This is a genomic window from Microbacterium sp. Root166, assembly GCF_001427145.1.
Classification (GTDB): domain Bacteria; phylum Actinomycetota; class Actinomycetes; order Actinomycetales; family Microbacteriaceae; genus Microbacterium.
The window spans coordinates 1,728,556-1,753,123 of sequence record NZ_LMGL01000001.1 but is presented as its reverse complement, the minus strand read 5'-3'; the positions used below and the strand labels follow the sequence as shown (position 1 = coordinate 1,753,123).

The following is a 24,568-nucleotide window of genomic DNA, read 5'->3' as shown; positions in this document are numbered from 1 at the left end:
TTGAGCGCGCTCATCAGTCATCTCCGAAGTTCAGGGCGGAGAACTCCGCGAAGAAGTTCGACGTCAACGTCTGAATGTCGGCGCCGTGCACCTTCATCGTGGACTGCGCCTCCTCCAGCGCCTGCAGGTCCGCGTAGAACTCGTCCGAGTCCCCCACCTGCCCCTCCACCATCGGAGCATCCAGGATCGCGTCGATCACCGCAGGCAGCTGCTCCGCCAACGGCTCGATCGCCATCGGCGCCAACTGATTCAGCAGCTGCTCCACCGCGATGTCCACCGCCGCGTTCAGCAGCTTCTTCTTGATCAGCAGCATCGGCCCCGCACCCATCGCCGTCAACGGGTTCGTCAGCATCGCCACCAACGCGATCAGCGTCGTCGTCACATCGACGATGACCTTCATCTTCAACGCGAAGATCGCATCCGCCCCGATATCCATCGCCTGCGACGCCGGCGGCATGATGTCCACCAGCTGCTGCAGATTCTGCGACCGGTTCGTGTTCCACGCCCCCATCGTCGCCGGACCCGTCTGCCCCCGCATCGCCCCCGCGATATCGCCGTTGACCTTGCGGTCGACCGCCTGGATCACATCCTCCAGATCAGACCCGAAGTTGCGCACCAGCGTCGCGCCCTTCCGAACCTCATCCTCGTCAATGTCCGGCCACTCGAACCCGAGCTTCTCCATCACCCAGACAAGCTCATTCGGCAACATCATTCCCACGGGCGTACCTCCAGGACGAGCCTAGACGCAGGGGTGGAATCGCACGATGGGGACAAGTACCCATNCGCCGTCACGTCGCGAGTCGATCCTCCAGATCAGACCCGAAGTTGCGCACCAGCGTCGCGCCCTTCCGAACCTCATCCTCGTCAATGTCCGGCCACTCGAACCCGAGCTTCTCCATCACCCAGACAAGCTCATTCGGCAACATCATTCCCACGGGCGTACCTCCAGGACGAGCCTAGACGCAGGGGTGGAATCGCCACGATGGGGACAAGTACCCATGCACAATTCCACCGCGGGCGGATTCAGCGTCCGGGCGTGAAGAACTGAGCGGCCGCGTCGATCTCAGCCTTGTCCGGCACGCGATTCTGGTAACCGCGCGCACGCACATATTCGAGGAAGCCCGGGTCGGGAGCGACACCGTGGGTCTGCACGTAGTAGGTCACCGGGCCGGTCCACACGTACTCGCCGTCGGTCTTGATCGTCATGGGGACGACCGGCTCATCGTTGCGCAGAATGTCGATTCCGCGCGCTGTGGTGTGCATCACGACCGCGCCGGCGTCCAGGTACGCGCCCACGAGGGACTGCTCGTCGTCCGAGAGCCGCTCCTCATTCAGCAGCGGCCGCGCGTCGCCGGCCGTCCGCACCGAGTCCGGCTGGAAAACGGAAACCTGCTTGACCATTCGTTCTCACGATTCCTGCTCGAGCAGGCGCTCGATGTCTGCTCGCTGCTGACCGACTGTCGTACGGGCCTGCCGCCGTTCAAGGGACTCAAGCGAACGCTTCGACTTCAGGCTCTGGCGAGCCTTGAGCAGCACATGCTCCAGTGCGTCCGACTCGCTGTCGAACAGCTTCACCGTCGACGCATGGAACCCACCGCGCTCGTTGGCGAGATAGACCTTCCACTCGGCGCCGGCGTGTTCGAGCACGACCGCGTCGTTGCGAGGAGGTGCGTCGCCGTACAGGATCGGCGTCTCGAGTTTCTCGGATCGCACGATCCGCATCAGTTCGGCGACGTCCATCAGTGGAAGAAGTGGCGCTCTCCGGTGAAGAACATTGTGACGTTCGCCTTGCGGGCCGCCTCGATGACCTCTTCGTCGCGCACCGAGCCACCGGGCTGGATGATCGCGCGGATCCCCGCGTCGATGAGCACCTGGGGACCGTCGGCGAAGGGGAAGAAGGCATCGGATGCCGCGACCGACCCTGCGGCGCGGTCACCGGCCCGCTCGACCGCGAGCCGGCACGAGTCCACCCGGTTGACCTGGCCCATGCCGATTCCGACGGTGGCCGATCCCTTGGCGAGCACGATGGCGTTGGACTTGACGGCCCGGCAGGCCTTCCAGGCGAAGATGAGGTTCGTCATCTCGTCGTCGTCGGGGCGCTCGCCCGAGACGAGCTGCCAGTCCTTGGCCACGGACTCGATGTCGTCGGGGAAGCGGTCGGCGTCCTGCAGCAGCAACCCGCCGGAGACCAGCCGCACGTCCATGCGCTCCTGCTGCCAGTCCGCTGGCAGCTCGAGCACGCGCAGGTTCTTCTTGAGCTTGAACACCTCGAGGGCGGCCGGCTCGAACGCGGGGGCGACGATGACCTCGGTGAAGATGTCGCGCAGGTTCTCGGCCATCTTGAGCGTCACGGTGCGGTTGGCGGCGATCACTCCACCAAAGGCGGAAACGGAGTCGCACTCATGAGCGCGCAGGTGCGCGCTCGCGATCGGGTCGAGCGCATTCGGGGCCGAGACGGCGATGCCGCAGGGGTTCGCGTGCTTGATGATCGCGACGGCGGGCTTGACCATGTCGAACGCGGCACGCAGAGCGGCATCGGCGTCGACGTAGTTGTTGTACGACATCTCCTTGCCCTGCAGCTGCGTGGCCTGGGCGATGCCATGGCCTCCGGCGCGGGAGTAGATCGCGGCGCGCTGGTGCGAGTTCTCGCCGTAGCGCAGGGTGGCCAGGCGCTCGGCCTTGATCGTGAGGTGCTGCGGCAGGTCGGCTCCGGCGAGCGTCTCCTCGGCGAACCAGGTGGCGACGGCCTTGTCGTACTCGCACGTGTGCGCGAAGGCGCGCGCGGCCAGCTCGCGGCGCTGCATCAGCGTCGTGCCGCCGGAACCCAGTGCGCCGATGATCGACGGGTACGACTCGGGCGAGACGACGATCGCGACGTTGGCGAAGTTCTTCGCGGAGGCGCGCACCATCGCGGGACCGCCGATGTCGATCTGCTCGACGACCTCGTCGCCCTGGGCGCCGGAGCGCACCGTCTCGACGAACGGGTAGAGGTTCACGACCACGAGCTCGAACGGCTCGATGCCGAGCTCGCCCAGCTGCTGCTCGTGGTCTTCGAGACGCAGGTCGGCGAGGAGGCCGGCGTGCACGCTCGGGTGCAGCGTCTTGACGCGCCCGCCCAGGGACTCGGGGAACCCGGTGATGCTCGCGACGTCGGTGACCGCGAAGCCGGCGTCGCGGATGGTGGCCGCCGTCGATCCGGTCGACACGATCTCGACTCCCGCAACCGAGAGGGCTTCGGCGAGCGCGAGCAGATCCGTCTTGTCGCTCACCGACACCAGTGCGCGGCGCACGGGGACGAGGTCGCGGTGACGGTACAGGGCAGGGTCGTGGCTCGGGCCGGCCATGGGTGGCTCCTCGTTCGGGGTCAGGAAGCGGAAGATGCGGACGCCGCGACGGCGAGATCGAGGTCGCCGGTCGCGATGCGGCGGACGACGTCGATCAGCAGGCGGCGCTCGACGGGCTTGATGCGGTCGTGAAGGGCGTGCTCGTCGTCACCAGGCAGCACGGGCACGCGCTCCTGGGCGAGGATCGGCCCCGAGTCGACGCCGTTGTCGACGATGATGACGCTGGCACCGGTCTGGTCGACGCCGGCGGCGAGCGCGTCGCGCACCCCGTGGGCCCCGGGAAACTCCGGCAGGTACGCCGGGTGGGTGTTGATGATGCGGGGCGCCCACCGGTCGACGAGCGACGCGGGCAGCAGGCGCATCAGTCCGCTGAGCACGACGAGGTCGGGCTTCCAGACGTCGAGCTGGGCGCCGAGCTCGGCCCCCCACTCCTCGCGAGAGGCGAACTGCGCCCACGGGACCATGAACGAGGGGATGCCGTACTCCTCGGCGTGCGAGAAGCCCTCGGCCTCGCGGTCGGCGCCGACGACGACGACGTGCGCGGGGTAGCCGGGGTCGGCGGCCGCATCGAGCAGGGCGCGCAGATTGGAACCGGTGCCCGAGATGAGGACCGCGACCGTGAGCACCCGGTCAGTCTACCGGCGCGCCCGGGGTGCCCTATCGCGGCCCGAGATCGAGCGTCGCATTGAGGTCTTCGGACCGGGATCCCTCTGCAGGCGCGGGGGGCTGCGGCATCCGCTCTGCGTCGTCGTGCGTCTCGACCCCGGAGTCCTCGATGATGCGGTGGTGCGCGCGGCGGAGCGGGGCGAGCAGCAGGATGGCGGCGCCCACCAGGACCTCGAGCCCGATCCCCAGGGCCACGGCGCCCGGCTGCGGGCCGAACTCCGCCAGTCGCCCGGGTCCGAGCGAACCCGACGCGGCGGCGCTGAGAAGGGCGGCCGCTGCAGCCGAGAGCACCGTGATGCCCGCCACGACCACCAGTCGCGCCGCGATGGGCTCGTGGTCGTCGTGCAGGAAATCGTCGGCGCTGTCGTGCACGTCTGCTTCGGGCGCCACCGGCGGTGAGAGGAGACCGAGGACGGCGGCGGTCCGGGCGTCGTCGACGACCACAGGCGACTCCGGCGCCGTCGCAACCGCCGCTGGTGCACCCGCGTGGACGAACCGCGAGCGCGCGATCCATCCGGCGAAGGCGCCGAGCGCGACGGGGATCAGCGCGAGCAGCAGCAGCCAGGGAGTGGTCGATTCGGGCAGGATGCCGAGGATGGGCACGCCGGGAACGACGCCGGCCTGGGTGCCAGCCGGCGAGACGGCGGAGTCGGTGCCGACGGCGAACCCCGGTCCTGCGGCGAAGGCGATGCCCCACACCAGCAGAACGGGAAGATAGGCGGCCTGCGCGAGCGTGAGTAGGGTCGCGCCGAGCGCATCGACGTTGCCCGCCTGATAGAGCGAGACGACCTCGCCCGCCTGCAGCAGCAGGGCGACCGCGGTGAGCACGGCGCCGAGCCCGACCAGACCGACGACGACGACAGCCGTGCCGCGGGCGATGAGCGCGGGGACGTCGCTCCAGCCGTGCCGCGCGGCCTCGACGCGCTCGCGAAGCCGGGCGATCAGGCCCGCCCCGGCCTCGCGCCATTCGGTGACGACGGCGCCACCCAGGGCGGGCAGCGCGAAGATCAGGGTGGGCAGAAGCATCGCCTGCCACAGCTCGGTGTCGGCGATGAGGTTCTGGGCGGTCAGGGCGGCGAGCGCGGTGAGGCCGCCGAACACGATCGTCCCCGTGAGCACACCGGTAAGCCAGGCGTCCGCCTGCGACGCGCGCACGCCCGACCGTGCGGCGAAGATGCCCGTGAACGCGGCGAACGCGAGCGGCGCCAGGGAGAGGACGAAGGATGCCGCGGCCGGATCGATGCCCGCGGCCACGATGTACTCGGCCGGCAGCGTGACGGCGACGGGCACCAGATGGCCGAACTGCCACACCGTCACCGCCGAAGGCCAGAGCGTCGCCCAGTCGGCCGCCGCGCCCAGCCCGAACACCCAGAGCAGCGTGAACGGCGCGAGGATCGCCGCGACGCCGACGGCCGCGGCGATAGCGGCGTCGACTGCGGCGAGAACGGCGACGATGAGGCGATGCATTGCGCCATCGACCCTACCCAGGCACGGCTCACCCGGACGCCGACGGCCCGGCCCGGCGCGGCATCCGGAATCAGCGCATCGGAGCGGGCGGACGGGCGCTAACGTCGTCTGCGGAGGTCATTCATGAGCACAGTCCCCACGCCCGATACCCGCACCGACGAGCCCGACGAGCCGGGCGCGACTCCCGAGCCGCGCAATGCGCTGGACCGGTTCTTCGAGATCACCCGCAGAGGCTCCACGGTCGGCGCCGAGGTGCGCGGCGGCCTGGTGACCTTCGTGACGATGGCCTACATCGTCATCCTGAACCCGATCATCCTGTCGAGCGGTGTGGACGTCGACGGCAACAGCCTCGCCTTCCCGCAGGTCGCCGCCGTCACCGCGCTGACCGCCGGTGTGATGACGGTGCTGTTCGGCCTGGTCACGCGACTGCCGTTCGCGTTCGCCGCCGGTCTCGGCATCAACTCGTTCCTCGCCGTGTCGGTCGTCGGCCAGGTCACGTGGCCGGAGGCCATGGGTCTCGTGGTCATCAACGGCCTCATCATCGTGCTGCTGGCCGCCACCGGGCTGCGGCGCATGATCTTCGACGCCGTCCCGATCCAGCTGAAGCTCGCGATCACGGTCGGCATCGGCCTGTTCATCGCCTTCATCGGCTTCGTCGACGCCGGGTTCGTCACCGCCACGGGCGCATCCTCTCCCCCGGTCGGCCTCGGCATCAACGGCTCGGTCGCCACCGTGCCGACGCTGATCTTCGTGTTCACGCTGCTGCTCACGGGCATCCTGGTCGCCCGCAAGGTCAAGGGCGGCATCCTGATCGGTCTCGTCACCGGCACGGTCGTCGCCGTCGTCGTCGAGGCGATCTGGAACATCGGACCCAAGTTCGACGGCGACGAAGTCAACGCGGGCGGCTGGGGCCTCTCGGTGCCCGAGCTTCCGGCGTCGCTCGTGAGCGTGCCCGACCTCTCGCTGATCGGCGACGTCGACCTCATCGGCTCGTTCGAACGCATCGGCGTGCTCGCCGCGCTCATGCTCGTCTTCACCCTGGTCTTCACGAACTTCTTCGACGCCATGGGCACCATGACGGGCCTGTCGAAGGAGGCCGGTCTCGCCGACGCGAAGGGCGACTTCCCGCGCATCAAGTCGGCGCTGATCGTCGAGGGCGTCGGCGCCGTCGCCGGTGGCTACGCGTCCGCCTCGTCCAACACGGTGTTCATCGAGTCCGGCGCCGGCATCGGCGAAGGGGCGCGCACGGGGCTCGCGAACATCGTGACCGGCGTGCTGTTCCTCGTGGCGATGTTCTTCACGCCACTGGTGTCGATCGTGCCCAGCGAGGTCGCGGCATCCGCTCTGGTCATCGTCGGCGCGCTGATGATGGCGCAGATCAGGTACATCGACTTCTCGGACTTCTCGGTCCTGCTGCCGGTGTTCCTCGCCGTCACCGTGATGCCGCTGACCTACTCGATCGCCAACGGCATCGGCGCCGGCTTCATCTCGTGGGTGATCGTGCGGTCGCTCTCGGGCAAGGCCAAGCAGATCAGCCCCCTGCTGTGGATCGTCGCCGCAGGCTTCCTCGTCTACTTCGCACGCGGACCGGTCGAGGCGCTGCTCGCCGGCTGACGAACGACGAGAGAGGGGATGCCGCGGCCCGCGGCATCCCCTGTTCTCATTCGCCCATCGGCTCGAGCAGGAAGATCGCGATCAGGCGGTCGGTCTTCGCCTGGTAGTTGTCGTAGTCCGGCCACACCGCGGTGCCGCGCGGCCACCACTCGTCGCGCTCGGCGCCGCTGAGCTCGCGGGCGAGGTAGTCGCGCTTGTCGGCGCCGTCCTGCAGCTCGACGTGCGGCTGGCGCCGCATGTTCGCGGCCCACTTGGGCTCGTCCGGGGCACCGCCCTTCGAGGCGACGACGAGGTAGCGGCCGCCGTGCTCGACCCGCATGAGGGCGGTCTTGCGGAGCTTGCCGCTCTTGGCCCCGACGGTGGTCAGGACGATGATCGGCACTCCGCGCAGCAGGTTCGCCTTCTGGCCGTTCGAGGCCTCGAAGGTCTCGGCCTGCTTGCGGGCCCATTCGGACGTGGACGGCTCGTACTCTCCGGTCAGCGGCATGGTTTCACCCTAAGCCGATCCCGGAGCCTCGAGACCGCTGACGCCGAGACCGCACGAATGCACCGTGCGCGAGCCGATCTAGGTGCGGTTTTGCGGTCTCGGCGAAAGGCGGTCAGGCCCGGCGGCGCCGAGACAGGACGAGCGCGAGACCGAGCATGAGCGCGAGGAGCGCGAAGCCGAGGAGACGGATGTCGGGTTCCTCGCCCGTCACCGCAAGACCGTCCTCCGAACCGTCGGCGTCGCCGCCGTCGGACGTACCCGAGCCTCCGCCGTCTCCGCCGGGATCGGTCGGATCCGTCGGGTCGGTCGGATCCGTCGGGTCGTCCGGATCCTCGCTGGACGGAACGAGCGGCGGCGGGAGGTTGATGTAGACGTTCGCGGCGCGCGCCGAGTCGAAGCGCGGGTCGGCGCTCGAGACGACGTGACTCATGGTCTGGACGATCATGCCGGGGCCGGGTTCGGCGGACGGCACGAAGGCGAAGAGCCCGATGCCGTGCGGCGCGATGGTCGGCACGAGCCGAACGAAGATCTCGAACGGCCCGACCTGGCCAGGCTCGATGACGAGGACCGCGTCCTCGCCGTACGTCACGCCGCCGTCGACCGACACCACGGCGTAGAGCAGGCCGCCCGCGTAGGCGCCCGAGATGGCGATGTAGACGCGCTCCGTGGCGGGCACGGTGAGCCGGATCTTGTAGCTGTCGACCTCCTGGATGCCGGTGATGAGCCGGGTGCTGCCGCCGGACTCGGTGATGATGACGAGTCCGGGGAGACGGGAGATCTCGACCGGGATCGGGACCGTGAGCAGATCCCAGGGCGACGGCAGCAGATCGGCGGGCAGGACGACCGGCGCCGGCACGGCGAACGGCACAGCGAGCACCGTGGCGCCGTCCATGAGACGCGTCATGATGTGCAGGCCCGCGCCGAGGATGAGGACCTCCTGCGCGAGGTAGCGGACGTCGATGTCGCCCGCGGCGCCGGCGGTGCGGATGAGGAGCGTCTCCTCGCCAGGCGCCCCCGAGGTGTCCGCGGTGCCCTCGAGCCAGAGCACACCGTTCTGCAGGTAGGCGCCGTCGGGGTCGCGCACGGCCCGCACGTCGTACAGGTCGTTCCCGACGGTGCCCTCGATCCGCAGCTCGGCCGCGTGCCGGTTGACCCGGAAGACGTCATCGCCGTCGTGACCGTAGAGCACGAGCGCGAACGTGGCGCCGCGGCTCAGCCAGCCGAACTCCGTCTCGACCGTCTGGAACGCGTCGCCCGGCTGGACCGCCGGCTCGACGGCGGGTGCGGGGTGGAACTGGCCCACGATGAAGGTGTCGGCACCTGCGCCGCCCTGCACTGTCGTGGCGGTGCTGTTGTCGTCGAACGCGAAGGTGTCGTCCCCGTCGTTACCGATGACGGTGAGTCGCGCGGTGCCACGGTCGTAGACGATGCGCTCGGCCGTGCCGGCCGTCTCGTTGACCGCGGCGACGAATGCGGGGCGGGAGGCATCCGGGTGACCCGGGACCCCGGCGAGCGCGCGGAACAGGAACACGTCCGCTTCGTCGGTGCCCTCGACCGTGAGGGTGTCGAACCCGGGCACTCCCCCGCCGCGCACGATGATCTCGTACTCGTGACCGAGCGGATCGGTGTCGGCGCCGCCCCACGTCTGCACCGTGACGTCGTCGTCACCGTCGAAGCCGTAGATGACCAGCGAGTGGCGCACCGCGCGTCCGGCGAACCATTCCACCGGTTCCGGCGCGACCATCGGCGGCAGCGGCGGCAAGGGCTCCTCGCCGATCGGGGTGGCGGGCTCGAGCGGGACCAGGGGGATCACCGGCACACCGGGCATGAGGTGCGCGCCCGTCATCGTCTGAAGCCGGATGACCTCGAACGTGTCGTCGCCCGTCGGCAGCTCGCCCGTCTCCTCCACGCCGCCGTAGACCAGCGTGTGGCCGACGAGCAGGGTGCCGTCGAAGACGAACAGATCGTCGGCGAGGCCGCCGTAGATCGCGATCGGGAGGGCGGCGATGGTGCCGCCGAAGTAGAGCGACGATCCGCCGTCGGCAGCCGTCGGCTTTCCGAACGACGCCCGGATCGTGACCGTGTCGCCCTGGATGAGCGTGCCCGCGGGCGCCACGACGTCCTGTCCGACGAGGAGCGTCACCTCGCCGGTCGCGACGACGCGGCCCTCGGTGAGCGTCTCGGATCCGTCGATCGTCTCGCCGGAGGTCGTCACGTACAGGCTCGCGGGCTCCTGGCTCGCGACGAACGGAGCGGTGAGCCGCACGTCGCCGTCGTCGGTCTCGGCCCGCAGCACCACGAGCGTGCCGATCGCCTCGGTGAGGAAGATGCCCCCGAGACCGGGCAGCGGCTCGGGCTCGACCGGCGGCTCGGGCTCTTCTCCCGGCAGCGGCTCGGGCTCGGGCTCCGGGTCGGGCACGGTGTCGCTCACGGCGTACAGGCGCCCGAATCGGCCGGTGTCGATGACGAGGTCGCCGGATCGGTCGGCGCTGTCGGTGCCGATCCGCCCGCCCAGGGCGATCAGGTCGATCGATCCGTCGCCGATGCCGCCGTCGGCGATGACCCGTCCGTCCACGGGTGCGGCGAGGATGGATCCGCTCCTGGTCCGGATGGCGACGTCCCCGGCGGTGGACTGCACGTAGTCGACGGACAGGGTGCCGGCCACCTGGTCGAGCAGCGTGTCACCGCCTGCGAACGAGGTGACATGCTCTCGCGCGTCGATCTCAAGGTGGTCCCGCACCGCCGGAGCGAGCACCTCGCCTCCGCCGATGCGGCCCGACGCGGCGCCCGCAACGAGCTGGACGATGCCGCCGGCGACGCGTGCCGAGCCGTCGTCGACGGTGCCGGCATCCAGGATCGATGCCCACGTGTCGAGAGCCCAGAGGTTCACGTCGTCCTCGGTCGAGGTGATCGTGCCGACCCGCAGATCCCCCACCGTCTCGACGACCTGCAGCAAGCCGTTCGTGAGCATCGTGATCTCGCCGTCGCCGTTCGTCGACGAGTAGGCCACGGTCCAGTCGCGCATGGCGACCAGCGTCGCGTCGACGTCGGTGAAGGCGAGGATCGGGATGGTGGTCCCGGTCTCGGTATGGAGCACCTGGATGTCGTCGCCTGCGGCGAGGCTGAACAGGTAGGTCGAGTCGGCGAGCTCGTTCGCCGTGCCCCAGGCGATGAGCACGGGATCGTCGAAGCCGGGCCAGGCCTGATCCGGGTAGTAGTAGACCTCGAAGTCTCCGTCGGCCGCCCCCGGATCCTGCGCCTCGACGTGGATGCTGAACGCCGTGAACGACGCCCGGTCGTCGCCGGTGAGCGAATCGTGCACGACGATGTCGATGTCGCGGCCGGCGTGGATCGGACCCAGCTGGGGTGCGAACGCGGTGGCGATGTACGGGGAGTCGGCTGTCATCCGCGCGATGTACGTGATGTCGAGGACGACGTCCTCGGCCGCGTCGGCGATGAGCGAGACGGGGCGCGTGGGGTCGACCTCGTCGACGAGGTAGTCCGACTGCACGAGCGTGATGTCGATCTGCTCGCGGGCGAGGAACTCACCGCCGCCGGTCCAGCGGCCGATCGTTCCGCGCGGCGCGTCGAGGCGCGCGATGTTGGTGCGGATCGCTCCCGTGTCGGCCGCGAGGATGTCGCCTTCGTCGTTGACGATCAGCGTCGTGCCGATGGGGTTGTCGATCAGGCCCTCGAGCACGAGGTCGCGGTCTCCCGGCGTGCCGAGGTTCGCGATGTCGACGAGGGTCGCCGGGAACAGCGGCTTCGCGATCCGGAAGCGGAAGCCCTCGCTGTCGGGCGAGACGATCTCGACCTCCGCGGCCGGGTTCGCGTCGAGGTTGACCACCGAGATCCGGTCGATGTGCAGCTCGCGATCCGAGTGGTTATGGATCGTGACGGAGTCGAAGGTGCTCTGGATGCGCCAGGTGCCGTCGTGCGCGACGCCGTCGTAGACGACGCGCTGCACGACCGCCGGGTGCGAGCCGTGGTTGGCGACGAAGCGAGCCTCGCCGCCGCCGTCGTTCTCGATGGGCGCGACCTCGATGACCGCGCCCGACGCGACGAGGGATCCGACGGCGAGGGTCGAGCCGTTGGCCGAGGCCGTCAGCCCGTGGAGCTCGACGACGCGGCCGTCCTCATCGATCACGAGCAGCGGCGTCGGCGAGTGCAGGATGACGTCGGCGCTCCACTGGATCCTGCGGGTCGTCGACGCGCTCTCCGGCGAACTCTGGCTGCCGCCGTCGAACGCCGCACCCGAGCGCGAGGTCGTCGCGTTGACGGCCACGGCGCTCTGCAGCGCCTGCACCAGCAGCGAGGCCGTCTTCACCATCGCGAAACGGTGCGCGGTGATCCGGGACTCCCCGTTGAACGTCACGCGGGAGTCGGCGTCGGTGTCTCCGCCCAGGCAGCCGCAGCTGGCGCGTGCGTGCGCCCGCAGATCCACGGTGCCCTCGCCGCCCTGGTCGGCCGTCAGCGTGACGCTCTGCCGGCCGATGATCTTGGCGCCGCTGAAGATCTCGATCACGCTCGCCGAGTCGACCCGCACCTGGGCCCGCGCGTCGGCGTCCTGACCGACGCCCTCGCCGCGGGAGTAGCCCTCGTCGCGCATGCTGCTGCCGGCCAGGGCCGCGCGCAGCGAGACGTCGTCGCCCTCGAGCCAGGCGGTCCCGCCGACGTTGATGACGTTCGCGCTGCGGCCATAGGTGTGGCAGCCGGTGTTGCGGCCGTCGTTCACCTGGATGTCGCACTCGCCGCCCGATGCGGCGCCGCCGACGGATGCGCTGTTCGCATTCATCCACGCGTCTGCGAAGAACGCGGACTGGTTGTTCACGCGGATGTCGTCGCCCGTGGTGATCCTGCCGTTCAGCGTCACCGTCGAGAGGGCGATGAGCGAGAGCCGGACCCAGGCGCTCACGCCCGTGCCGAAGCCGCCTGCCTTGGTGTCGGCCTTGCCCTTGCCGCTCGCCCGGGTCAGCGAGAGGACGTTCACCGAGCCGCCCGCGTCGACCTCGCTGCCCGTTCCGAAGACGATGTCGGTCGTGGCCTCGGCGCTCACGCGCGAGCGCGACGAGCTGATGTCGATGGCGCCGCCCGAACGGGACCGCGCCTCGGCGTTGCCCGCGACGTGCGACGAGACGAGCACGTCGACATCCCCGCCGGCGCTGAGCTTCGCACCGTCGCCGATGATGAAGTCGACGTCGGCCGAGACCGTCGTGCTCGGCTCCGTCTCTCCGGTGGAGATGAACCCGCCGCCGCCGCCGTCGACGAACGACTCGGTGAACTCGCCGCCGCCGGCGAGAGCGAGCTCCACGGTGCCCGGCACGAACTGCTGCGTGCCGGTGCCGTCCGCGGTGAGGTCGATGGTGAGGCGCTGCTTGTCGCCGAGCGCGATCGACGCGTCGCCGAGATCCACGACGGCCGGACGGAACGAGCTCGTGCCGCCGCCCGCGCCGAGGACGATCGCCGCGCCGCCCGCAGACGCCGAGACGCTGAAGCCGGCGTCGTCGCGCGCGACGACGTAGTACCGCTGGCCGTTGCGCAGTCCGAGCACGGGCTTGGCCGCCGGGTCGTAGAGCGTGTGGACCGTGTCGGCGCCGTACTGCGCGGCGAGGACGAGCGCGGCGATCTCGATCGGGATGTCTTCGAAGATCGGGTTGTCGTCCTCGTCGACACCCGTCTGGACCGTTTCGAAGCAGGTGCTGTCGCCGGCGAATCCGACGGCCTCGCAGTAAGAGTCGGCGAGGCGGATCCGGTCGCCGTCGACCGCGATGACCCAGTAGGAGCGCTCGTTCGACAGGCCTCCGATGACCGAAGAGGTCGCCTGATACCAGACCTCGCGGCCGGTGGTGAGGCCGTGGTCGCGGATCGCGATCGAGTCGTCGCCGGTGCCGAAGTACTGGATGTTGCCGTCGATGACCATGAGCTGCCCGGCCTCGCGGTCGTTCGCGGGGTCGTCGGCGGTCCACTGGCGCGCTTCGACGAAGGCGCCGGCGAACTGCGCGAGCGACGCCGGTGCCACGTATTCGAGTGCCGCACCGACGGCGTAGCCGTTCGAGGCGAGGATGCGCAGCCCGTCGCCGCTGATCGACGAGCTCGCGAAGCTCACGGGCGCCGCCGGCGTCTCCGCGTCGATGAGCTGCACGCGGAACTCGTCGACGATCTTCACCGTGTACGCCTTGCCGGAGACGAGTCCGGGCACCGAGCCCGCCGGCGCCTTGTAGATGACGCGCTGGCCCTCGCGCAGCCCGTGCTCGCGCGGCTGCGAGAGTTCGAAGAACCCGCCGATGCTCAGGTACCAGCCGAACCACAGCGTGTCGTCCGCGCCGGTCGCGCGGCCGCCCGCGAGCAGCGCGCCGAGCTCGATGCGGTTCGGGTCGATGACGATGACGCGGTACGGATCGCCCGGGTTGAGGCCGCCGACCGGCGTCTGGCCCTGTGCGTCGTAGGTGACGAGCGCCAGGTCGGCGAGGCCGTGGCCCGAGAGGACGATCTGCTCCGTGCCGGTGTCGACGCCCTCGACCGCGTCGAACGAGAGGCCGACGGGTCCGGGCTGCTCCACGGTGTTCTGACGGGCGGTGAGGGTGATGGAGCCGCCCGCGGCGAGCGGAGTGCCGTCGGCGATGTCCAGGACGACGGACGTGCGGTTCGTCGCGACGGCCGCGTTGTGTGCGACGCGCACACCGCCGCCGGAGCTCGACTGGGTGTCGCTCACCGCGCGCGGCTGCGAGTCGACGACGAGGTCGGCGTCGCCCCGCACGATGATCGGTGCGTTCGCTCCCCCGCCGACATCCGTCGTCACGTCGGTGTCGACGTTGGCCACCGCGACGCCGTCGCCGACTTCGATGAGACCGCCGCTGCGGCTCTCGAGCGAGGCCAGCGCGAGGTCGGCGCTGCGCGCCTCCACCCGCAGGCTGGCCGCGAACGGGATGCCGGCGGCCATCTGCGCGCGCGTCGCGCCGAGGATCTCGGCTCGCGGGTCGGAGTTGCCGACGTTGACGATCACGCCGATGCCGACGGCGCCGGCGCCCGCGTCGGCGCGGTTGGTGGAGACCGCCTCCACGACGACTGCGGCGTCGGGGGCGTGGATGACCGCGCCGGGAAGGATGAGCGCGTCGGTGCGCGCGGCCGACCCGATGCGGGCGGTCGCGACGAGCGAGGATCCGCCTCCGAGCGAGACGCCCACCTGGCCGCCGAACGCGTCGACGGTGCGGTTCGCCGTCGCCCGCACCGACGTTCCGGTGCCGAACGTCTGCCGCGCCGCGGTCGAGGCGTGCGCCGCCGCGTCGATGGTCGCCGTCGCGGTGCTGTCCCGGAAGCTCACCGCACCGCCGCCGTTGCTGTCGGTCGTGGCGTTCGCGGTCGTCGTCTGAGCCGCGCCGACGCCCACCGCGCCGTTCACGACGAGCACACCCGAGCCGTAGCGCGCGACCGTCGAGGCGGTGGAGCCGATGGCGGCCGTGGCCGAGGCCGTGGTGACGTCGATGGTGCCGCCGGACGCAGCGCGCATCGTCGCCGTCACCGCCCCCGATGCCGTCGACTGCACGCGCAGGCTCGCCGAGCCGTAGATCGACCCGTCGAACGCCGCCAGCGCACCGGCGGACTGCGTCGCGAAGACGCCGAACAGCGAGATGCTCGCGACGAGGCCGATGGCCGTGCCGTTCATGGACGCCGAGACAGCGGTGCCCTCGCGCTGCGTCGCGTCGACGGAGACCGCGCCGGTTGCGACGAGGCGCGCGCCCGCAGCGACCGTGGCGCTCGTCGTCGCGCCCTCGACGACGACGGCCGTCGCCGAGACGCCGTTCCCGCCGATCGCCGAGATCGAGGTGAGCGCGAGGGTGGTCGACGCCGAGTTCTGCGACGACGCCGAGACCGCGAATGACGAGGAGGTGTGATCGGCGGCGCCGACCCGTGCGATGGTGGCCGCCGCGACGCTGCTGCGCGGCGCGACGACCGAGAGGTCGAGACCTCCGCCGCCGCCGCGCGACACGTCCAGCTTCGCGGCGTTCAGCGACCATGCGGTCACCGCGAGAGCCCCGGTGCGCGCGTGTACCGGACGACCGCCGGAGGCGATCTCGGCGCGCGTCTCGGCAGCTGCGGTCACCTCGGCGAACGACTCGCCCGTGAGGCTGACGCTGCCCAGGATGCCGACCATGAGCATGTTGAGCGCGACGGTCGCGCGATTGGTCGCCGACGCGTCGACCGTGAGACCGCGGCCTTCGAGTCCGGCGGCGAACAGCGCCTCGGTGGCGGCCGCGATGCGGGCACCCGGCAGGGTCGCCGCGCCCCCGGCGAGCGAGATGGCAGCGGTATCGGTGTCGACGGTGGTGGTGTTCGCCGCGGTCGCGCGCACCGTGCTCATGCCGTTCGCGTAGACGTTCTGCAGCACGCGCGCGCGGGTCGCAGCACTCCCGAAGACCGTGGCCTCGGCCACGAGCAGCTCGACGGTGAAGAGGCCGAGCGCAGCGGAGAACGTGTCGACGTCGGCGGTGTTCGTCGCGGTGGCGACGACCTGGACGCCGTTCGAGGAGTACACCGGGCTGTCGAGCGTCGCCGTGGTCGCACCGCGCAGCTCTGCCCGGGCGCCGTAGGCCGACCCGCTGAACAGCGCACCGCTGACGGCAGTGAGGAACGCCTTCGCGAGGTTGCCGCCGGCGAGGCCGCCGCTGCCGCCGTCGGTGGCCACCGTCGCCGTCACTGCGACGACGCCGAGACTGTGGATGAACGGACCGGATGCCGCGGCCCGGATCGCGGCATCTTCGGTCACGGTCGCCGTGATGAGCGCCCCGGAGATCGTCGCGAGCCCCAGAGCGAGGAGCACACCGTTCGCGATCGCGCGGTTCTCGCCGACCGCCGTCACCGCGACCGATCCGGACTGATCGACCGTGGAGCGCAGCAGCGCCTCGGTCAGCCCGGAGACGGTGGCGCTCTGCATCTGCGCTGCCGCGCCCAGGAAGCCGGCGAACGAGCCCGACGCGATCGAGGCGTCGGCGTGGTTGCGCGAGTCGGCCGCGACCGTGACGGCTCCCGCCGCACGGATGACGGTGCCGACGGCGGTCGAAGCCAGAGTGTCGCGGCTGATGACGGCTTCGGTGACGAAGGCGCCGATCGTCGCCACACCGCTTCCCTGAACCGCGGCGATCAACGTGCTCACGGCGTTCCTGCCGACGGCCCGTACGCTGACCGATCCGAACGAGACGACCGAACCGGCGAAGGTGGCCTCGGTACGGCCGGGGATCTCGATGTCGGCGCCGGCACCGGTGGCCGAGAAGGCGACGCCGACCGAGAGGGCGAGCGCCGAAGCATCGATCCGGATGTCGGAGTCGGCGAGGACCCGCACGCCGCCGACCGGGCTCTCGGAGCCGATCAGCACGTTGCCGATCCGGGCGATCGTGTCGCTCGTCTCGCCGTCGCCCGAGAGATCGACGATCACCACCGAGCCGCCGACGGCGACGCCGGCGATCTGCAGCCCGATCGTGTTCGCCTCGAGAGTGCGGTCGGCGATCGCCTCCACGGCGACCGTGCCGTACGCGGCGGGGATGGAGACCCCGTCATCGATGTGCGCCTCCTGGTCGACGACGCTCGAGATGACGACGATCTGGCCGCCGACGCCGACGACGCCGACCTGGCCGGCGAACGCGAGGCCGAACGTGTCCTCGGCGTGGCGGGAGCGGACCGTGATATCGCCGCCCGAGCGCAGCACCGTGCCGCTCGAGACACCGGCTTCGATGGTGGGGCGGAGTGTCGCGACGAGCACCGCCGCGCCGATTCCCGCGATTCCGGCGGACGCCGAGCCGGCGAGGCCGAAGTAGGTGTCGTCCGCGTCGGCGAGCACCGCGATGCCGCGCCCGGTCTCGATCAGGGCATTCGCACCGATCCGGCTCGAGGTGCCGCGCATCGGCGCGGTGGCGAACGAGTCGGCGACGATCGAGTCGCCGGTCTGGGCCGACTGCACCGCGCCGTTCGCGGCCGCGATGCCGTTCTGCCGGTGCATCGCCGCCACGTTCTGCGATGCACCCTCCTCGTCCTCGGCGCCGCTCAGGATGTCGCGGAAGCCGCCGAGGCCGTTGCCGCTGTCGCCCTCTCCGGCGACGACCGTGTCGGCCTGCTGCTGCGGGCTGCCGCCCGCCGAGCCGAGCGCGTCGCGAGGGCCGCCGTCGCCGCCGTCGTCGTAGGAGCCGCTGGGCGTGCCGCCGACCGTCCACACCGACACGGACGCGCCGACGCCGACCGCTCCGCCGGCGATGTTCGCGGCGAAGGTCTGGATCTCGCGGACGGATGTCGCTTCCATCGTGAGCGAGTGTGCGGCGCGCACCTCGGCGAAGTCGCCGATCGACGTCGTCACGGCGATGTCCGCGATGCCGATGTCGACCGCGCCCGACACCGCGACGGCGCCGACGGCGAGGGCGGCGGCGATCGTGAGCGTGTCGGTCGTGTCGTGTGCCGCGACGAGCACGCTCTGCCAGGCGCCCGCACCGGCCGGGTCCGCGTTGATCCGCGTGCGCGCCGCCGAGGTGCTGTCGATCGATGCGTTCGTCGTGATGTCGAGGAGTGTGACGCCGACGCCGCCCGCTGCGCCGACGAACCCGCCGCCGGCGCCGATGACGAGGCCGAAGAGGCGCTGCGAGGACTGCGCCGTCACCGCGAGGCCGAGCACGCCCGCGCCGAGGTAGGCGTCGTCCGAGATCGATCCGAACGCCCCGCGGAGCGCCCGCGCGTCGACCGTCGCACCGGCGCCGATCCGGGCATCCGTGCTCTTGGTCGTCGTGACGACGGCGACGCCGACACCCACGCCCACGAAGCCCACGCCGATGCCGCCGGTCACGGTCGTGTAGCTGCTGTCGTCGATCGCCGAGACGATCACGTTGTTCCCCGCATCGACCGTCGCTCCCCCGGCGACGAGCGCGTGCGTGTGAGCATTCACGATCGCGACGGTCACCGCCACGGCCACACCCACGAAGCCGCCGCCGAGCGCTGCCGAGGCCGCCGTGACGTCCTCGTTGCCCATCGCGGCGACGACCACGTCGCTGCGTGCGCGCACGATGGCCCCGGCGCGGATCTGCGCATCCTGGTCGAGATCCACGACATCGACGGCGGCACTCACGCCCACACCCACCGTGCCGGCGCCGAGCGCTGCCGACACCATCAGCTGACGGAACGATCCGCCCGCCTGGACGGCGACCGACTGGAACGGCGAAGCCTCCTCGTTCGCGACGTCGTTCACCCGCGCGAGACGTCCGATGAAGGCGTCGGTGTCGACGTTGACGACGTTGACATTGCCGGCGACACCGACGCCGGCCGAGCCGCCGACCGCGCCCGCGCCGCCGATCGCGAGGATCTCGTCGCTGTTGTTCGCGATCACGGCGACGCCGCGGATCGCGCCCATGCGCGGCGAAAGCACACGGATGCCGGTGGCCAGTGCGGGGTCTCCCGGAGGCTGGGTGTCCTGGCGCACCAGGCTGTGCGCGCGACCGGTGGCCGCGCTCGCGTCCAGCGCGATGGCCGGGCCGCCCTCGGTGCGGGCGAGCTGCAGGCTGTTGCCCGCCCGGCCGACGACGTAGTACGACTCGCCGTCGACGAGCCCGCCGATCGCCGTACCGCCGTTCGCCGTGTAGATGACGACCTCGCCGTTGGACGCCACGAGGTCGTACGGCAGGGTGATGGTGCTGCCGCTCACGTCGCCCGGGATGAAGTAGGGCTGCAGCGCAGCCGGGACGCTCGCCTCGTCGAGCGGGACGATCCGGTGCGAGCGGCCGGGGCGTGCCGGGGCCGAGATCGCGAGCGGATCGCCGCCCTGCGTGAGCGAGAGGCGGATCTTCGTCGGCGCGGTCGGATCGACGAGGGCGTAGAACTCGAGACCGTCGCCCAGGCCGAGCAGCGCCTGCCCGCCGCCCGAGAAGTACGTGACGACCTCGCCGTCGTCGATGCCGTGCGCATAGCCGAGGTCGATCGTGTAGCCGTCGGGGTCGAGCGCGAACTGCGGATCGAAGCGCGTGTCGATGTACGAGATGTCGAACCCGCCGAGAGTGCCCAGCACACCGTCGGTGAGCGCCAGCGCCGTCACGACCGAGAGGTCGCCGATGAAGGCGCGCGTCGTCTTGGTCAGGACCGGCACCGCCGCACCGATGCCGACACCCGCGGTCCCGCCGATCGCGATCGAGCCGGCGATGAGATCCATCGTGAGCACTTCGTTCGCGGTGATGCGCACGCTGCCGCCGGCCAGGACGATGCTGCGCGACGGGGCGCAGTTCGCCTCGCTCGCGACGGCCGCCGCGCACTCCTCGCCGATGAAGGCCAGGGTCGTGACGTCGTACACCGGCACGGCGGCGTTCACCGAGACGCCGGCCGTGCCGCCGACCGCAGCGCCCGCCGAGACGCTGGTGACGTCCTCGCTCGAGTCGGCGTCGATCGTGACGTCGCCGGGGACCGTCGCGAGCACCTGCGGTGCGATCGAGGCCTCGGTGTGCTTGTGCATCACCTGCACGTCCGCACCGAGGCCGACGCCCGCGGTGCCGCCGGCCGCCGCCTGGCCCGCGATGCCGCGGAGCACGGTGTGGTCGGTCGCCCGCAGTCGCGCGCCCGCCTCGCCGTCCGGCGAGGTGCCGTCGAGGGTCACGCCCCGGCCGAGGTGTGCGCGGGTCTCGTGATCGTAGACGCCGGTCGTGATCGCGCCGGCGACGCCCGCAGTGCCTGCGCCGCCGCCCGCGACCGCGACCATCCACACGTCCTGGCTCTGATCGGCGGTGAGCACGAGGCCGAGCCCGCCCGCGGCGCGCAGCCACGCGGCATCCCCGACCTGCGCCTCGACGATCGCGTCGCGAACGAAGACGACCGTGGCGACCCCGATGCCCGCTGTCCCGGTCGAGACGCCGACCGCGCCCGCGAAGAGCGTCGAGCCGCCCACCGGGTCAGCGGCCGTGATCGTCATGCCGCCCTGGGCGAGCACCTCGGTCGGGTTCTGCGCCGAGCTCTCGATCAACGCCCGCGTGCCCGGCGCACCGTCGCCCTTGTTCACGATCAGCACGAGGAACGATCCGGCGATCGCAGCGCTGCTCGCGGCGGCGCCGCCCGCGACGACCTGGGTCCAGCTCTCACCGGCCTGCGCGTCCAGCCACACCGATCCGCCGAGCCGCGCGGCGACGCCCTCGCCGATCGTCGCGCGCACGTCCTTGTTGTGCACGCCCACGATCAGCGCGAACCCGACGCCCGCGCTGCCCGTCGTCAGACCCAGTGCGCCGGCGAGATCGACGAACTCGGTCTGGTCGCTCGCCGTGAACGCGAAGTGCTGGTCGGCGTCGGTCGTACCGATCGTCTGGTTCACCTGCGCGGCCTCGCCGAGCCACGCGCCGGTGTTCCGGTTCGTGACGTTGACGATGACGGAACCGCCGACGCCCGCGTCGCCGCCGCCGAGCGCCGCGCCCAGCGCGACGCCGGTGAAGTCGGGGATGTCGATGAAGTCGATGCCGATGTCGGGGGCTGCGAGCGCCTGAAGGTGCGCGGCGGCGCGGCCGATGATCGCGCCGCCTGCCTCGATGATCGTCGGACGCTCGAACGACGAGTCGATGTGCGCGAGCGTGTCGGCATCGACGAACTGCACGACGATGCCCGCGCCGACGCCGCTGCCCGACATCGACGCCGCCGCCGAGACCGCCATCGCCTGCATGCCCATGGGGTTCGTCGCGTGCAGGGTGAGATCGCCCGCGATCCGCAGCGTCGAGCCTTGGCCGATCACCGCCTCGTTGTGCAGCTGCAGCACCTGCACCGCGACAGAGCCGGCGACCGCCGCGCCGCCCGATCCGCCGCCCCCTCCGCTCGTCGGGTCGGGAGCCGCCACTGCGACGGAGCGCGCCTCGAAGTCGTTCTGCGCGCCCTCGGGCGTGCGCGCGGTGAGGGCCATGTCGCCGGCGACGACGTCCGCACCCGCACCGAGCGAGGCGAGATCGTCGACGGTCGCGACGTTGAGCGAGATACCCGCGCCGACCGCCGTCGTGCCGCTCGGGAATGCCTTGCCCGTCGCGTGCGCCTTGGCGTCGACGTGCGCAGACGAGAGCAGGGCGAACATGCCCCCGACGCGGACCGTGCGATCGTCCGGCACGATCGAGCGGCTCTCGACGGTGACCCAGTTGACCGAGACGGCCGCGCCGACGCCCACACCGTCGCTCGACTGGCCCGACTGGCTGTTCGCCGTCCCGTTGCCCTGGGCGACGGTGCTCTGCGAGCTCGGCAGGCCGATCCCGAGGCCCGAGGTCGCCTGGTTGCCGTCCAGTTCCTGCTGGGCCTGCTGGTCGGCATCCTGCGCCTCGCCGGCCTCGGCCTTCTTCGCACCGGATGCACTCGCGGCGGTCACCGCGGACGAGCTCACCGTGGCGCTCGACACGAGCCAGAGCGAGCCGGCGGTGACGTCCTGGATGACCTGCGCGTTCACGGCGACGTCGACCACGTTGATCACGATGATCGCGCCCACCGCCGTGCCGCTGCCGGATGCCTCGGCGTCGCCGTTCGCCTGGACGGTCGTGGTCGACGTCGCACGGACGAGCACCTGACCGGTCGCCGTGAACGGGCGCGGGCCCGCGGTGCCGATGCGCGCCAGGACGACCGGCAGCACGACGTCGATGCCGACCGCCGGTGCCACGGCGGCACCGCCGCCGGTGGTGGCCGATCCGGCCTTGACCTCGTTGACCACCGCGTCGGAGTGGTCCGCGCGCACCGTGACGTTCGAGCCGCCCGTGACATCCGCGCCGTCGTGGATCTCGGCGCGCGTGACGTCGGTGGCGAGCACGTTGAGCGCGATCGAGACTCCGACGCCCACGCTGCCGCCGCCCGCCTTCGCGTCGCTCACGGCGCGGGCGGTGTCGGTGCGGAGGTTCTCGGCGGCGACCGTGACGTCGCCCGTGCCGAACGTGACCACCGCGCTCGAGGGGATCCACGCCTCGGTGTGGTCGGTCACGATGTTGAGGCCCAGTGCGCCCGCGACGCCCGTGCCGGAGGGCGAGCCCGCACCCGACTTCGCGACGGCGGCGAAGTCGTGGCGGCCGTCGTTCGGGAGCGGGGTCATGGTGGCCGAGACGGCGAATCCGTTCGCCTCGACCTCGGTGTCCTCGCCGAGCCATGCGCGGTTCTCGACCCACACGAGGTTGAGCGCGACCGCGGCGCCGATCGCGGTGCTGGAGGAGCCACCGCCGCCACCTCCGCCGCCACCACCGCCGCCGGACGCGACGACCGTCGCCGACGCATCCGCCTCGGTCTTCGAGTCGACCTGCGCCCGCGAGAGGAACCAGACGTGACCGCCCGCGGTGATCGACAGCCCGTCCGGGAGGTGCGCCGTGAAGCTCGCGTCGGCGATGGACAGCGCGATCGCGGCGGCGACCGAGACGCTGCCCCCGCTGGTCGACGCGGAGGGCGACGACGTCGACTGCATGCCGGAGCCGCGGTTGGCCGCCGTCTGCTGGTCGGCGTACGAACGCTGCTGCGCGACTTGGCCGTCCACGCCGCCGGCGCCGGAGCCGCCTTCGTCGTTCTGTGCCGGCGCGCCACTCGACGACGCCTTCGCGGTCGCGCCCGCCAGCGCAGATCCCGTCACCGTGAAGACCGCGGAACCGCCCGCGACCACATCGCGTCGGGTCTCGGCGAACGCGACGTCGAACGCGAAGTTCAGCGCGAGCGAGACGCCGACGGCCGTGGCGGCCTCGCCGGCCTCGGCGTCCGTCGTCGTCTTCGCACTGGTGGCGTGCTCGACGATCGCGAACACGTCGCCCGTCGCCTCGAGTGCGTCGGGGAGCGTGCCGATCACCGCGGTGGTGGAGATCTCGGAGACGGTGATGCCGATCGCCGGGGTGACGGTGACCCCGCCGCCCTTCGCACCCATCTTCGCCTCGTTCGCGGTGTGACTCTCGGATGCCGCGGCGACAGTCAGGTCGTCGGCTCCGGTCACCTGCACGCCGTCGTCGATCAACGCGTGCGTCTCGCTGAAGACGAGGGCGAGGGCGAACGACGCGCCCACGCCGACGTTGCCTGTCGAGACGACTCCGTCGCCCTTCGGGAGCGCCTTCGCCGTCGTGCTGAGCGCATCGCTCGCCATGATCACGGCATCCGCGTCGTCGCCCGTGAGCAAGACGTCCCCGTAGACGGCGGCCAGCGTGTCGGCGTTCACCTGCGCGATCGCGACCGAGCCGGCGACCGAGATCTTGCCGCCGCCGGCGCCCGAGGCCGCCTCGGCCGACACGGTCGAGGTGCGGTCGCCCGCGTCGTCGGGGGTCGTCGTCGCACCGACCACGAGCCCGCCCGCGGTGATCGTGAGCCAGTCGGGGACGATCGCGTGGTTGACGACGTCGACCCAGCTGATCGCGATTCCGACGCCGATCGTCGCCGACGCGCCCTCCGACGCCGACGAGCCGTCGCCGCCGGTCGCCACATCGGTGTTGTGAGACGAGAGGATGCGCACGGTGCCGACCGCCGTCAGCTCCGTGACGTCCTCGGTGATGCGCGCGATCGGCTGGATGGTGGCGACGACGATGCCGACCGCCGCGGCCACCGCCACCGGGCCCTCGCTCGTCTCGGCACTGGGGGTCTCGGCGTCTCCCGAACCCGATCCGCCGGACTCCGAGGAGCGCTGGTCGGCGTAGCCGCGCTGCTGCGTCGCGAACTGGTCGACGCCGTCTCCGGCCGTGCCGCCCTGGTTCTCGGGGTCGGGCGATCCGCTGTCCGCCTCGTTCTCGGGCGCGCCCGCCGCGGACGCCGTCGCCTTCGCGCTCGACGCCGAGCGGCTGTACGCCTGCAGCGTGAGCGATCCGCCCGCGTCGACGGTGCGTGCGAGCTCGGCGAGGACGTCATGGTTCGGGATCGTGAGGGCGAACGAGATCCCGACTGCGGCATCCGCCCCGGCGATCGCGGCCGCCGTCGTCGAGTTGAGTGCGGATGCCGTCTGCGTGGCCCGAATCCACACGTCCCCGCTCGCCTCGAGCGATCCCGTGCCGATGCGCGCCGTGGTCGTGAC

General features: G+C 71.3%; 9 protein-coding genes (1 of these 9 cut by a window edge). 1 reads left to right on the top strand and 8 read right to left on the bottom strand.

What is annotated here, in order from left to right; translation table 11 throughout:
- Positions 1-13 precede the first annotated feature (13 nt).
- The 6 genes from ASD56_RS07770 to ASD56_RS07745 form a co-directional block, all read right to left on the bottom strand.
- The gene (locus tag ASD56_RS07770; protein WP_235565594.1) at positions 14-682 is read right to left on the bottom strand and encodes a WXG100-like domain-containing protein; all 669 of its coding nucleotides are present in this window, start codon (positions 680-682) and stop codon (positions 14-16) included.
- Between the two features lie 341 nt (positions 683-1,023).
- Positions 1,024-1,401: a hypothetical protein gene (locus tag ASD56_RS07765; protein WP_055963321.1), complete on the bottom strand. Its 378-nt coding sequence runs from the start codon at positions 1,399-1,401 to the stop codon at positions 1,024-1,026.
- 6 nt (positions 1,402-1,407) lie between these two features.
- The gene (locus ASD56_RS07760) at positions 1,408-1,740 is read right to left on the bottom strand and encodes a hypothetical protein (RefSeq protein ID WP_055963318.1); all 333 of its coding nucleotides are present in this window, start codon (positions 1,738-1,740) and stop codon (positions 1,408-1,410) included.
- The gene (purH, locus tag ASD56_RS07755) at positions 1,740-3,344 is read right to left on the bottom strand and encodes a bifunctional phosphoribosylaminoimidazolecarboxamide formyltransferase/IMP cyclohydrolase (protein WP_055963316.1); all 1,605 of its coding nucleotides are present in this window, start codon (positions 3,342-3,344) and stop codon (positions 1,740-1,742) included. Before purH ends, ASD56_RS07760 begins: the two co-directional genes overlap by 1 nt.
- A gap of 20 nt (positions 3,345-3,364) precedes the next feature.
- The gene (purN, locus tag ASD56_RS07750; RefSeq protein ID WP_055963313.1) at positions 3,365-3,970 is read right to left on the bottom strand and encodes a phosphoribosylglycinamide formyltransferase; all 606 of its coding nucleotides are present in this window, start codon (positions 3,968-3,970) and stop codon (positions 3,365-3,367) included.
- A gap of 31 nt (positions 3,971-4,001) precedes the next feature.
- Positions 4,002-5,477 (bottom strand): cell division protein PerM, encoded by a 1,476-nt coding sequence (locus ASD56_RS07745; RefSeq protein WP_055963311.1) that lies wholly within the window; start codon positions 5,475-5,477, stop codon positions 4,002-4,004.
- A gap of 123 nt (positions 5,478-5,600) precedes the next feature.
- Here ASD56_RS07745 and ASD56_RS07740 point away from each other — a divergent pair, with 123 nt between their 5' ends.
- Positions 5,601-7,091, top strand: a complete 1,491-nt coding sequence (locus ASD56_RS07740) for an NCS2 family permease (protein ID WP_082541316.1) — start codon at positions 5,601-5,603, stop codon at positions 7,089-7,091.
- 46 nt (positions 7,092-7,137) lie between these two features.
- On the opposite strand, the gene ASD56_RS07735 is transcribed toward ASD56_RS07740, so the two are convergent.
- Positions 7,138-7,578: a nitroreductase family deazaflavin-dependent oxidoreductase gene (locus ASD56_RS07735; RefSeq protein WP_055963308.1), complete on the bottom strand. Its 441-nt coding sequence runs from the start codon at positions 7,576-7,578 to the stop codon at positions 7,138-7,140.
- A gap of 112 nt (positions 7,579-7,690) precedes the next feature.
- Positions 7,691-24,568: the 3' portion of a hypothetical protein gene (locus ASD56_RS07730; protein WP_055963305.1), read on the bottom strand. 13,449 nt of this gene lie beyond the right edge of the window; only the last 16,878 of its 30,327 coding nucleotides appear in the window; the start codon falls outside the window, past its right edge — the gene reads right to left on this strand; its stop codon occupies positions 7,691-7,693.